At 61.7% G+C, this 12,556-nt stretch carries 10 protein-coding genes and 1 riboswitch; of the genes, 8 read left to right on the top strand and 2 right to left on the bottom strand.

The features are described from left to right. The first annotated feature begins 32 nt into the window (after window positions 1-32). A complete protein-coding gene (locus CLV74_RS15075) occupies window positions 33-818 on the top strand; it encodes an FAD binding domain-containing protein (protein WP_106266363.1) in 786 nt (261 codons plus the stop codon). Window positions 819-882: 64 nt separating this feature from the next. On the opposite strand, the gene CLV74_RS15070 is transcribed toward CLV74_RS15075, so the two are convergent. Both CLV74_RS15070 and CLV74_RS15065 read right to left on the bottom strand, forming a co-directional pair. Continuing rightward, window positions 883-1,752, bottom strand: a complete 870-nt coding sequence (locus CLV74_RS15070) for an FAD:protein FMN transferase (RefSeq protein WP_106266360.1) — start codon at window positions 1,750-1,752, stop codon at window positions 883-885. After that, complete coding sequence (locus CLV74_RS15065; RefSeq protein WP_106266358.1) at window positions 1,749-3,842, bottom strand: 4Fe-4S binding protein; 2,094 nt, start codon at window positions 3,840-3,842, stop codon at window positions 1,749-1,751. Before CLV74_RS15065 ends, CLV74_RS15070 begins: the two co-directional genes overlap by 4 nt. Window positions 3,843-3,944: 102 nt before the next feature. Here CLV74_RS15065 and CLV74_RS15060 point away from each other — a divergent pair, with 102 nt between their 5' ends. The 7 genes from CLV74_RS15060 to gcvT all read left to right on the top strand — a co-directional run bounded on the left by CLV74_RS15060 (window position 3,945) and on the right by gcvT (window position 12,555). Beyond that, a complete protein-coding gene (locus tag CLV74_RS15060; protein ID WP_106266356.1) occupies window positions 3,945-4,691 on the top strand; it encodes an ABC transporter permease in 747 nt (248 codons plus the stop codon). Window positions 4,692-4,763: 72 nt separating this feature from the next. Continuing rightward, window positions 4,764-6,413 carry an ABC transporter ATP-binding protein/permease gene (locus tag CLV74_RS15055; RefSeq protein WP_106266354.1) on the top strand — a complete coding sequence of 550 codons (1,650 nt, stop codon included), beginning with the start codon at window positions 4,764-4,766 and terminating at the stop codon, window positions 6,411-6,413. Beyond that, window positions 6,410-8,038, top strand: a complete 1,629-nt coding sequence (locus CLV74_RS22590) for an amino acid ABC transporter ATP-binding/permease protein (RefSeq protein ID WP_146134966.1) — start codon at window positions 6,410-6,412, stop codon at window positions 8,036-8,038. Before CLV74_RS15055 ends, CLV74_RS22590 begins: the two co-directional genes overlap by 4 nt. Window positions 8,039-8,171: 133 nt before the next feature. After that, entirely contained in the window at window positions 8,172-9,782 is a 1,611-nt protein-coding gene (locus tag CLV74_RS15045; protein ID WP_106266352.1) for a cytochrome ubiquinol oxidase subunit I, read from the top strand. Window positions 9,783-9,788: 6 nt separating this feature from the next. After that, complete coding sequence (gene cydB, locus CLV74_RS15040; protein ID WP_106266350.1) at window positions 9,789-10,937, top strand: cytochrome d ubiquinol oxidase subunit II; 1,149 nt, start codon at window positions 9,789-9,791, stop codon at window positions 10,935-10,937. A gap of 18 nt (window positions 10,938-10,955) precedes the next feature. Beyond that, window positions 10,956-11,078, top strand: coding sequence for a cytochrome bd-I oxidase subunit CydX (gene cydX, locus CLV74_RS15035; protein WP_106266348.1), 123 nt, complete (start codon window positions 10,956-10,958; stop codon window positions 11,076-11,078). Between the two features lie 142 nt (window positions 11,079-11,220). Next, a riboswitch (glycine riboswitch) is annotated at window positions 11,221-11,308 on the top strand. Between the two features lie 140 nt (window positions 11,309-11,448). Next, window positions 11,449-12,555, top strand: a complete 1,107-nt coding sequence (gene gcvT / locus CLV74_RS15030) for a glycine cleavage system aminomethyltransferase GcvT (RefSeq protein WP_106266346.1) — start codon at window positions 11,449-11,451, stop codon at window positions 12,553-12,555. Window position 12,556: the final 1 nt, after the last annotated feature.

Raw genomic sequence — 12,556 nt, 5'->3', positions numbered from 1 at the left:
AAGCAGGAAACTGCGTCTTCAGGAGGAGCGATATGTACGCATTCGACTTTGAACAACCCAAGACCATTGCGGAAGCAGTGGCGGCTTTGGCCGACGACGAGGCGCAGCCTCTGTCGGGTGGTCAGACCCTGATCCCCACCCTGAAGCAGCGACTGGCGATGCCTTCGAAGCTGGTGAGCCTGACGGCGATCCCCGAGATGAAGGGCGTTTGCATGAACGGCAATACCCTGTGCATCGGCGGGGCGACCCCTCATGCGGTGGTGGCCGCCGAAGCAAGCGCCTATCCGGCGCTGGCAGCACTGGCCAGCAACATCGGTGATCCCGCGGTGCGCAACCGTGGTACCATCGGTGGCAGCATTGCCAACAACGATCCGGCGGCGTGCTACCCGTCGGCGGCGCTGGCATCGGGGGCGACCATCGTCACCAACAGCCGCGAGATTGCGGCGGACGACTATTTCCAGGGTCTGTTCCAGACCGCGCTGGAAGAGGGCGAGATCGTGACCGAGGTGCGCTTCCCCGTGCCGCAGGCCGCGAACTACCAGAAGTTCGTCCAGCCCGCATCACGTTTTGCGTTGGTGGGCGTGTTTGTAGCCAAATATGCGGACGGTGTCCGTGTGGCGGTGACCGGCGCGTCGAACGACGGCGTCTTCCGCTGGACCGAGGCAGAGGCCGCGCTGAGCGCGAACTTCAGCCCCTCGGCCTTGGACGGCTTGAGCGTCAGTGCGGATGGCATGATCGGCGATCTGCATGGCACGCCTGAATACCGTGCGCATCTGATTGGTGTGATGACCAAGCGGGCGGTGGCTGCGGCCAGCTGATCTTGCCTGATCCATGAAAAAGAGGGCGCGCTGGCGATGGTCAGCGCGCCCTTTTTCTTGGTGCTTACAGGGTGAAGAGGGTGCCGTTTTGATCCACGATCTGGATGGCCTGAATATCGGGATGTTGCGCCAGTGTTTTCAGGGCGCTTTTCGGCATCAGACAGCCGGCGGTGGACAGGGCATCGGCTAGCGCTGCGCTTTTGGAGGTGACCGAGACCGTGGACCACAATGGCCGCTGCCCTTGGGGGCCAAGGATATGGGGCGCGGTGCCTGCGCGGGTGGCCAGCGGGCTGGAGGTGGCGATGGCTGCGTTTTGCAGGCGCCGGTTGCCGATGTAGCCTTGCTGGGGGTCAGAGAGGCCCAAGGTGAAGGGACCGCCGAGGGCGCGAAACTCGCCAATGTTGATCAGCGCTTTGGTGGCACCAGCCTGTGCCAGTTCTTCTGCGATCAGATCGGTGGCAAAGCCTTGGGCGATGCCGTTCAGGGTCAGCGCCTGTCCTTTGCCAAGGGTGACGCTGCGACCCCGCCGTGTGATGTGGTCCCAGCCGATGGCAGCTTGGGGCCCTTGGGTGTCTGCCCCTTGGCTGAGGGCGTGCCACAGGGGCTGCACGGTGGGGTCAAACGCGCCACGTGTCAGGCGGTGGGCGGTGTCGCAGTGATCCAAGAGCTTGGTAAAGCTGTCGCTGACCTCAAGCTGCCCGCGGGCGTTCAGCCGCGACAAGGTGCTGGTGTCGCGGTAGAGGCTAAAGTCCTCTTCTATCTGGCTCAGTCTTGCGGGCAGGGCGGCCAGCAACGGGGCGCTCCATTCGCGGGGACCGTGCAGAGTGATTGAGACCTCGGCCCCCAAGGCATAGCCCTGCCATGTGCTGGCCTGTGCCAGACGGGGGGCGCAGGCGAAGGCGGCGGCAAGGGTCAGGAAACGGCGGCGCTTCATTCGGCGGGCTCCGTCTTGGGCATGTGTCGGTTCGGGCGATTGGCCAGAATGAGCGGGACGCACTGCTTGGGGTCATCATGGATGGTGACGCAATCAAGGCATTGGAAACATTCGGAATACTGGATCGCGCCGGATTTCTTGATGGCTCCGTACTGACAGCGGACCTTGCACAGCTGACAGGGGTTGCCGCATTCGCTGCGGCGGTCAATCCATTTGCGGCCCCTTAGCAGGCCACCGATGGCCATCAGCGCGCCAAGCGGGCAGACGTAGCGGCAAAAGCCTTTGAACACGAACAGGCCCAGAACCAGCCAGAGCGCCGCATAGGCCACATAGTACCATTCGCGCAGGAAGAAGGTGGTGATAGCGGTCTTGAAGGGCTCGACCTCGGCGGCTTTGTCGATGTGCTGGGGGGCGAAAATGGTGACAGCCACAAGGCCTGCAAGGATCACGTATTTCAACCCGCGCAGGGGGCGGTCGATGCGGTCGGGAATGCGAATCGTTGGCAGGCGCAGTAGGCGGGCGAAGCGGTCTGCGAACTCTTGTAGTGCGCCAAAGGGGCAGAGCCAGCCGCAGAATAGCCCGCGTCCCCAGAGAACAAAGCCAAGAATCGCCGCGCCCCAGATCAGAAGGCCGAAGGGATCATAAAGCAGGAAGGCGAACGAGCCTTTGCTGATCGCCGCTTGCAGCGTGGCCATGGGTGTGACGATGCTAAGCTGGCCTTGGCCCCACCAGCCGATAAAGCCGGTAACAAAGGCCAGCGCGGTCAGGCGAATGGTTTGGAAATGCCGATGCCCTGCCAGCCGCGATTGGGCAAACAGCAGGGCGGGCAGCAGCACCGCCAGAAAGACCGCCGCAATGACCAGATCGGTCTGACGGTTGCGGATCGCTTCTTCAAAGGGCGACAGACGTTCCACGTTATCGGGTTGGACGAAAAAGCGGGTGTCGGTGGTGTGTGTAATCTCAAGATCGACCGAGCCGGTTTCCGGTTGGAACATCCCGTGCTGGCGGACGGCTTGCAGGGTCATGGTCCATTCGCGACTGGGATCAAAGCCCAAGCGGCGATCCGTGCGCAGGATCATCGCGGTGCCATCACGCAGGGCCTCAGGCACCTGATCGGACAACTCTGTATAAATGTCGGAATCCCGCAGGGCGATGGGCAAGCCGTCCTGATGCATCCCGATCCACTCGGGCGAAGTGTTGCGGACGAATTCGGGCGAGACAAGGCCGTGGCGGGCGGTGTCCACCACAAGGATCGGCTCATCGGTGGTAGAGATGGACATGAAGTGGTCCAACTCATCCAGCGTGCCTTCGTCCAGTAGGGTGCGAGCGATGGACTTGGGGCCAAGATCGGCAACCCAGAGGTCCAGATAAAGCGCGTCGGGTTCATCGGTAGCGACGGGATCGTCATCTTCCCAAAGAGTGCCTTCGAACAGCGTTTGCACCTGCGCGTTGCTCACGGGCAGGTGGCCGATCAACCCTTGGTCCAACAGATCCTGCCAGCTTAGTGCCTCATCCACTTCTAGATCGGGGTAGGCAGGACGACCGGTCGAGATGCCTTGCAGGAAGGTACGGGCCACTTGGTTGGCGGCGCCCAGAATGGTCTCATGGGCGATGCGGACCGAAGCGGTGGCCTTGGTCACCCCGTCCAGATAGACCAACTGGCCACCATCTGCGCCGTGGCCGTAAGGCGTGCCGACCACCATCGAGTCCGAGATCGAATGCCCGAGGTACTGTTCAAAGAACTTGTGGAACGGTGCCTCGCCCAAGCCAGATACAAAGATCGGCTCATTATGGGACAGCAGTTTGACGTCCAGAAAGCGCCCCTCGGGGTCCAGAACCACAAGGATGTTGATGGCCGCACCGGAAAATCCCGGTAAAGGGGCCATTTCCTTGGTTTCGAACACGTAGCCTGCGGGGGCACCGCCCGAGTTCAATAGCTGCCAGACCCCCTGATCGTTCAGAGGTTCGCCCAAGGACATGGGCGGCATGATCAAGGGTGCGATCTCTTCACGGCTGAGGGGGGCGGCCCCAAGGGGAACGGCCAGCCACAGCGTAGCAATCGCGATAAGTAGAAAACGAAAGACTCCCATGGCGCGACGTTAGAAGCAGCGCCCCCGTCCGAGATATGCGACCTTCGTCCAAGGTTGATGCGGCAGCCAGCGCCGCTAAGGTGACGAACGGGGAGGAACAGGATGGAAAAGACCTGGGTCACGTTTGTGTCGCTGGCAGGTCTGCTGGCGCTTTGGTACGGCGCGGCAGTGCTAACCGCTGATCCGATGGTGCTGCCGACTCCCGATGCGGTGTGGCAGGTGATCATGGAACAAGCGGCCAGCGGCAAGCTTTGGTTCCACATCGGACACACCCTGCGGCGGGTGGTGCTGGCCTTTGTGCTGGCGATGGTCGTTGGCGGCATCATCGGCGTGGCGCTGGGGCAGTCCGCGCGGCTGAACCAATGGCTGGACCCGTGGGTCACAGTGTTCCTGAACATCCCCGCGCTTGTGATCATCGTGCTGTGCTACCTGTGGATCGGTCTGAACGAGACCGCCGCAATCATCGCTGTGGCAATGAACAAAACCGCGATGGTCATCGTCACCGTACGCGAAGGGGTGCGGTCCATGGATCGCGGCGTCACGGAAATGACGCAGGTCTATCGGATGAGCCCGTGGGCGCGGCTGCGCCATGTGGTTTGGCCGCAGCTTGGTCCGTTTGTGGCAACTGCGACCCGTAACGGATTGGCTGTCATATGGAAAATCGTTTTGGTGGTCGAGTTTTTGGGCCGCTCGAACGGGGTGGGGTTTCAGATCCATCTGTATTTCCAACTGTTCGATACGGCCTCGGTGCTGGCCTATGCCTTCAGCTTTACGGCCCTGATGCTGCTGATCGAATATCTGCTGGTTCAGCCGTGGGAAAAGCGGTCCTCGGCGTGGCGGCACGTGTGATTGTGAAAACAGCAGAATTTGTCGCATCTATCGCTCTTGTTCTTGTGACGGCGCGCGGGTAGCCCCGAAACCATGACGCGCAAGACAAAGACCTCCGCAGCCAAATTGCCACGGGACCCTGCTGCCGAAGCGGCGCTGGTACTGTCGTCCTTGCTATGGCTGGGGCAGGCGGCACTGATCGCAAGCTGCGTAGCTGGAGCGATTGCGGGTGATTTGGCGGGGCTGCTGCCTTTGGGCGCGGGTTTGCTGGCGCTGGGGGGCATGCGGGCCGGTCTGGACTTTTTTGCCAGCGGCAGGTTGTCGGCGATGGCCCGACGGACCGTTGCGGCCTACCGGACCGAGGTTCTAAACACCGAAAGCCGCCGCCATCAAAGCCAGTCTCCTGCTGTTCTGGCAGGGCTGCTGGCAGAAAAGCTAGAGATGCTGCGCCCTGCGATCCTGCGCTATGGCCCTGCAGGCCTGCGGGTGCGGACGGTGCCTTTGGTTCTGCTGGTGGTTGCTTTCTGGCAATCATGGGCGGCGGGGCTGATCCTGCTGGTGGCGGGGCCGCTGATCCCTTTGTTCTCGGCCCTTGTGGGGATGGCGGCGCAGCAGGCCAGCGCACGGCAATTGGACCAGATGGCAAGCCTTGGCACCATGCTGTCAGAACGGGTCAGTGCGCTTTTGGACCTGCGTGTTCTTGGGGCGCAGACCCGCGTTCTGGATCAGTTTCGCACCAGCGCCGACACTCTGCGCAAGCGCACGATGGAAGTGCTGCGCATCGCGTTTCTGACCTCGACCGTTCTAGAGCTATTCTCGTCCCTTGGGGTGGCGATGATGGCGGTCTATGTGGGCTTTTCCCTGCTGGGTGAGATCGGATTTGGCACGTGGGGCGCTCCGCTAAGCATTTGGTCCGGCGTTTTCCTGCTGCTGATCGCCCCTGATTTCTTCGCCCCCCTGCGCGAGATGTCGGCTGCATGGCATGACCGTGCCTCCGCCAATGCGGTGCTGGCAGAACTCGCCCAGTGGCGTGAGGCGCAGGCGGACACCATTCTGGGGAATGCAGATGCCGCGAAGCCGGCCGCTGCTGCCTCGGAACTGTCCCTGAAAGGGGTGCGGATCCGGCGTGGCGATCAAATCATCAGCTATCCCGATGTCACGGTTGCAGCCGGTCAGGCTTTGGCCGTCAGCGGTGCCAGTGGTGCTGGGAAATCCACTTTGCTGGCCGCTATCGCGGGGCTGCTGCCCGTGGCAGGCGGACAGGTTGTGGTGAATGGCACCCTTTTGACCGATGAGACCGCCGATGCGTGGCGGGCCGGTTTGGGCTGGATGCCGCAGTCACCCCATTTTTTAGAAGGGTCGGTTCTGGCGAACCTGCGTCTTGGTGCGCCGGATGCTGATCGCTCTGCTGCGATGCGCGCATTGGAAGATGCAGGCGTTGCCGCGCAAGTGGTCGCGCTTCCCAAGGGTCTTGGTACATCGCTTGGCACCTCTGGCGCAGGGCTTTCGGGGGGAGAGGCGCGGCGGATCACACTGGCCCGTGCCTTGCTGGCTGGCGGCAAAGTCTTGCTGGTCGATGAGCCGACCGCCGATCTGGATGAAGAGACCGCGCAGGCGGTGCGCCAGCATTTGCAGGGGCTACGCGCTTCGGGCGCGATGTTGGTGATCGCCAGCCATGACCCTGCTCTTATCGCTGCGTGTGATCTGCAAATCGCGCCGGAACTTGCGGAGGCCGCAGCATGAGGGCGATGTGGTTTATCCTGAGGCGGACGGTTGCCTCTGCCCCCAAGTCGATCATTGCGGGAGCATTGCTGACGGTGGCGGTGCTCTTGATGGGCGTGGCGCTGCTGGGTGTGTCGGGCTGGTTCATCACGGCGGCCGGGATCGCGGGCCTTGCGGGCAGTGGCGTTTTATTTGACGTCTTCCGTCCCAGCGCAGGCGTGCGTTTTCTGGCCATTGGCCGCACGGCGGCCCGCTATGGTGAGCGTGTTGTGACCCATGAGGCGACCTTGCGGGCGCTAGCCGCTTTGCGCGTGGATTTGTTGGCCGGTCTGATGACCCGCCCCCTGCGCGGGATCGAGCGTTTGCGGGCCGGTAGCGCCCTGAACCGGATGGTGGCGGATGTGGATGCGCTGGACGGGGTGCTGCTGCGTTTGGCCTTGCCGCTTGGGGCTGGTGTTCTGACGCAACTGGCGGCGCTGTGGGTACTGGTCTGGCTGACCTCATGGCCTGTCGCGCTGGCAGTGGTTGCGCCCCAGATCGCAGCGGTGGTGGTGGTGGTGGCAATGTTCGGGCGGGCAGGGCTGAAACCTGCCACCCGCGCCGAACGCGCCCTACAAGCGGTGCGCAAGCGGGCCTATGACCTGTTCGCCGCCCGCGCTGATCTGACCGTCTACGGTGCGATGGGGCGGCAACGCGATCATGTGATGTCGGCGGCCCGTCGTCTGGATGATGCTCAGGATAAACAAGATCGGATCGAGCGCGGGACACGTTTGCTGACCAGTCTTGGGGTGCAAACCTCATTGGCGCTGTCGGTCTATGTGGGCTTCACAGCTGTGGCTGAGAGGGCGCTGAGCGCTCCGCTGGCGATGATGGCGGTTCTGGTGGCCTTGGCCTTGGGTGAAAGCCTGATGCCGCTGGCCCGTGCCGTTTCAGAACTGGGGCGGATGGCCGATGCGGCCCGCCGCGTGCAGCGGGATGTCATGGCCGTTGCACCGGATCCCGGCGCGGCGCAGGCCGATCTGTCTGCTCCTATGATCGAAGTGCGCGACTGGCGCTTGCGCGGCGATGACGCGCCGATCAGCTTTACGGTTGGGGCAGGGGAAACGGTGATCCTCTCGGCCGCATCCGGAGGCGGTAAGACCACGCTGTTGGGGCAGTTGGCGGGGCTTGCGGCGCCAACCCACGGGGCGGTGCGAATCTATGGTGCTGCGCCGGACAAGATGCCCGAAGCTGTCCTTCGGGACATGCTGGGTTACGTGCCCCAGCGCACTGTCCTGCTAAGCGGGACGTTCGCAGAGACCCTGACTCTGGCTGGCGGAGAGATGGACAATGCCGCTATGCAGTCGCTTTATGGCTCGGTCGATCTGTCGCAGTTACTGGTTGCGCGGGGCGGCTTGGATGCGCCCGTTGGTGTTGCGGGCGATACCCTGTCGGGCGGCCAGCGTCGACGTGTGGCAATTGCACGAGCTATTTCATGCAAGCCTATGATTTTGCTTATGGATGAGCCAACAGAAGGTATGGATCAAGCCACGGCCAAAGCGGTACTGGAAGGGGTGCGCAAAGCCCTGCCAGAGGCGGCGATTGTGATCGCCAGCCATCGCCAGTCTGACCGCCGCTTTGCGGATCGGGTGATCCCCCTGCGCTGATTTGCGCTCTCATAAATTCCAAATCTGTGATTCATCTTTTGACATGGATCAAGGTGCGCCAGTTGCTTCATGAGGCACGAATGCACCTGTAAAGCTGAATCTTTGTTTCAGCTTTCCTGCGAAGGAGAAGGAAATGGAATTCGATGTGGTAGAGCTGTCGCGCCTGCAATTTGCGCTGACCGCCTTGTATCACTTTCTCTTCGTGCCGCTGACGCTGGGTCTGTCGATCATCGTCGCGATCATGGAGACAGTCTATGTGATGACAGGCCGCCCGATCTGGCGGCAAATGACGAAATTCTGGGGGTCCCTCTTCGGGATCAACTTTGTGCTGGGTGTCGCAACCGGCGTCACGATGGAGTTCCAGTTCGGCATGAACTGGGCCTACTACAGCCACTATGTGGGCGACGTTTTTGGCGCACCGCTGGCGCTGGAAGGCATGATGGCCTTTTTCCTTGAGGCGACCTTTGTGGGTCTGTTCTTTTTTGGTTGGGATAAGCTCAGCCGCGTGCAGCACCTTGTGGTGGCATGGCTGGTGGCGATCGGCTCGAACTTCTCGGCCCTGTGGATCTTGATCGCCAACGGCTGGATGCAGAACCCCGTGGGCGCGGAATTCAATCCGATGACCATGCGGATGGAGATGACGAACTTCTTTGAGGTGATCTTCAACGAAGTGGCGCAGGCCAAGTTCGTTCACACCGTATCGGCGGGTTATGTGACCGCGTCGATCTTTGTGCTTGGGGTGTCCAGTTGGTATCTGCTGAAGGGACGCCATGTGGAACTGGCCCGCCGCTCGATCACAATAGCGTCGTCTTTCGGTCTGGCCTCGGCCCTGTCGGTCGTCGTTCTGGGGGATGAAAGCGGCTATGACGCGGGCATGAACCAGAAGATGAAGCTGGCCGCGATTGAGGCCATGTGGGAGACCGAGCCCGCACCAGCCTCGTTCACGCTGGTCGGTATCCCTGATCAAGAGGCACGCGAAACCCACTATGCGATCCACGTGCCTTATGTGATGGGCCTGATCGGCACCCGCTCGCTGGACACGGAAATTCCGGGGATCGAGCAGCTGGTGGAAGAGGCCGAAGAGCGCGTTCGCTCGGGTCTTATCGCCTATGACGCGCTGATGACCATTCAGGCCGAGCGTGAGAAGACCTCTGACACTGTGAAGGCGACCTTTGAGGAGCACAGCGACGATTTGGGCTATGCCTTCTTGTTGCTGCGGTATCTGGATGATCCCCGTCAGGCGACCGACGCGCAGATTGCGCAGGCGGCCGAGGATACCGTGCCCACCGTCTGGCCGCTGTTCTGGGGGTTCCGTATCATGGTGGGCCTTGGGTTCAGCTTTATCGCTGTTCTGGGGTACTTCTTTTACCGCGCATCGTTCAAAGGCATGCAGTTCCCCCGTTGGGCGTTGCGTCTGGCCGTCGTGGTCATTCCCGCCCCTTGGATCGCCGCCGAGATGGGCTGGATCGTGGCCGAGTTCGGCCGTCAGCCTTGGACCGTAGACGGCATTCTGCCAACCGCCATGTCGGTCAGTAACCTAAGCGCAGGGCAGCTGTTGCTGACCATCGCGGGCTTCAGCCTGTTCTATTCGGTCCTTTTCATCGTCGAAATGGGCTTGATGCTGAAGTACATCCGCAAAGGCCCCGTCCAGGACGAGGAGATCACGGACAAGTGGATGGAAAAGCACAGCCACCGTTTGCGTACCCATGACGGCAACGTCCCCGGCGCAACCCCTGCGGAGTAAACGAAGATGATCCTGCATGAATTGATCGATTTCGGCACGCTGCGCGTGATCTGGTGGGCCCTTCTGGGGGTGCTGCTGATCGGGTTCGCGATGACCGATGGCTTTGACATGGGGACGGGGGCTTTGCTGCCTTTCGTCGCCCGCAATGACACCGAACGCCGCGTGGTGATCAACACTGTTGGCCCCGTCTGGGAAGGCAACCAAGTGTGGTTCATCCTTGGGGGCGGTGCGATTTTTGCCGCTTGGCCGCCGCTTTATGCGATCAGCTTTTCCGGCTTTTACATGGCGATGTTCATCGTTCTGGCGGCGTTTATCGTGCGGCCTGTGGCGTTCAAATACCGCAGTAAACGGCAAAGCAGTACGTGGCGCAGCGTCTGGGATTGGGCGTTGTTTGCTGGTGGCGCGGTTCCGGCGCTGATCTTTGGCGTGGCCGTGGGCAATGTGCTGCGCGGTGTGCCGTTCCGCCTGAATGACTTTCTGATGCCGACCTATGAGGGCTCGTTCTTTGGGCTTCTGAACCCCTTTGCGCTGCTGGTGGGTCTGACGTCGCTGGCAATGCTGACCATGCATGGCGCGGCTTGGATCAATCTGAAGACCGAAGGGCTGATCCAGTCCCGTGCCCGCCGCTTTGGCACTCGCGCGGGTGTGGTGGCGATGGCAGGCTATGCGCTGGCCGGTCTTTGGCTGACAATGATGCCGGGCTATCACTTCACCCACGCAGTAGCAGTGGATGGCCCGTCGAACCCGCTGTTCAATGGCGTGGCTCACGGCGGCAGTTGGCTGGCAGCTTATGCAGATCGTCCGTGGATCATCGTGGCGCCCATCATGGGGTTCGTCGGGATGGCCATGGCCTTGCGCGGCTTGCAGTCGGGGGGCGAGGCGACCACGCTGCTGTGGTCCAAACTGGGCATCCTTGGGGTGATCTCTTCCGTGGGGCTGACCATGTTTCCCTTCATCCTGCCAAGCTCGGTCGATCCCGATAGCTCGCTTACGGTGTGGGATTCGTCGTCCTCGCACATGACCTTGTTCATCATGCTGGTGGCGGCGGTGTTCTTTATGCCGATCATTCTGGCCTACACCGCATGGGTCTACAAAGTGCTGTGGGGCAAGGTCACCGAAGAGCAAATCAAAACCAGCGGCGAGACGCTGTACTAAGGAAAAGGAGCCAATCTTATGTGGTATTTTGCATGGATGCTGGGTCTGCCTCTGGCCGCTTTGCTGGCAGTTCTGAACGCCATGTGGCTAGAGCTGCGCGAGGATGCTCGGCTGGCCGAAGAGCATCCCGACGATCACTGAAGACCGTCCATCGGACATCTGCAAAGGCGGCCCATCGGGTCGCCTTTGTGCATTTTGACGCCGTCGCGGCCCGCAAAGGTGCCGCAGTTTCAAATCGATAAAGAATCCCTATTGCGCCATTGCGACTCTTCTTTTAGGGAAAACGACAGGAACGGGAGACACTGAGTACTCTCAGGGCCGAAGGAGCAACCGCCCCGGTAAACTCTCAGGCAAAAGAACCTTCCTACTCAAAAACTCTGGAGAGAGGCGCGAACAGCGTCCGCCGAAGGGATAGCGATCTCAGGCGCAACGGACAGAGGGGGCATCGGGTGACGGGATTTGCCGTCATTTTACGATGCCGGAGTGCGCCTCCGGAGAACCGGAGAGACGAATGAGCGATCTGCATCGCACACCGCTATACGACCTGCATCTGGAGCTTGGCGCCAAGATGGTGCCTTTCGCGGGCTATGAGATGCCCGTACAGTATCCCCTTGGCGTGATGAACGAGCATCTGCACTGCCGTGCGCAGGCAGGTCTGTTTGACGTCAGCCACATGGGGCAGGTGATCCTGCGCGGGGCAAACGCGGGCGCGGCGCTGGAAGGCTTGATCCCCCAGAACGTGCTGGGTCTGAAAGAGGGTCGCCAACGCTACGGGTTCTTTACCAATGATCAGGGCGGTATTCTGGATGACCTGATGTTTGCCAACCGTGGCGATCATCTGTTTCTGGTGGTGAATGCCGCCAACAAAGAGGCCGATCTGGCCCACCTGCGTGCCCATATCGACGGGGTCGAGGAGATCACCGACCGCGCCTTGCTGGCCCTGCAAGGCCCTGCGGCAGAGGCGGCGTTGAAGGCCATCGCGCCTGCGCTGCCGGATATGGTGTTCATGGATGTGGCCACGGTTGCCAGCGATTTCGGTGAACTCTGGGTCTCGCGTTCCGGTTACACCGGCGAGGACGGCTTTGAGATCTCGGTCGCGGCGGATCAATCCGTTGCCTTTGCCAAAGCCCTGCTGGCGCAAGAGGCGGTCGAGGCGATCGGCCTTGGCGCCCGTGATAGCCTGCGCCTTGAGGCGGGCCTGTGTCTGCATGGCAATGATATTGACCCCACCACCACGCCGGTTGAGGCCGCGCTGGTCTGGGGCATCCAGAAAACCCGCCGCACGGGCGGCGAACGGGCAGGCGGCTTTCCCGGCGCGGACATCATTCTGGACCAGATCGCCAATGGCGCATCGCGTACCCGCGTAGGTCTGCGCCCCGAAGGCCGTGCGCCCATGCGTGCCCACACGATGATCTTTGCCTCCGAGGACGCCACCGACCCCATCGGCGAAGTGACCAGTGGTGCCTTTGGCCCGACCCTCGAAGCGCCCATGTCGATGGCCTACGTGGACCGCGATCTGGCGGCCACCGGAACCACCCTTTTCGGCGAAGTGCGCGGCAAGCGTATGCCTGTACAGGTCGTGGACCTGCCCTTCGTCCCCAACACCTTCAAACGATAAA

Origin of the sequence: Donghicola tyrosinivorans, assembly GCF_003003355.1 — a bacterium.
Lineage (GTDB): Bacteria > Pseudomonadota > Alphaproteobacteria > Rhodobacterales > Rhodobacteraceae > Donghicola > Donghicola tyrosinivorans.
The sequence above is the reverse complement of the archived record's forward strand: the minus strand, read 5'-3'. Positions and strand labels throughout refer to the sequence as shown.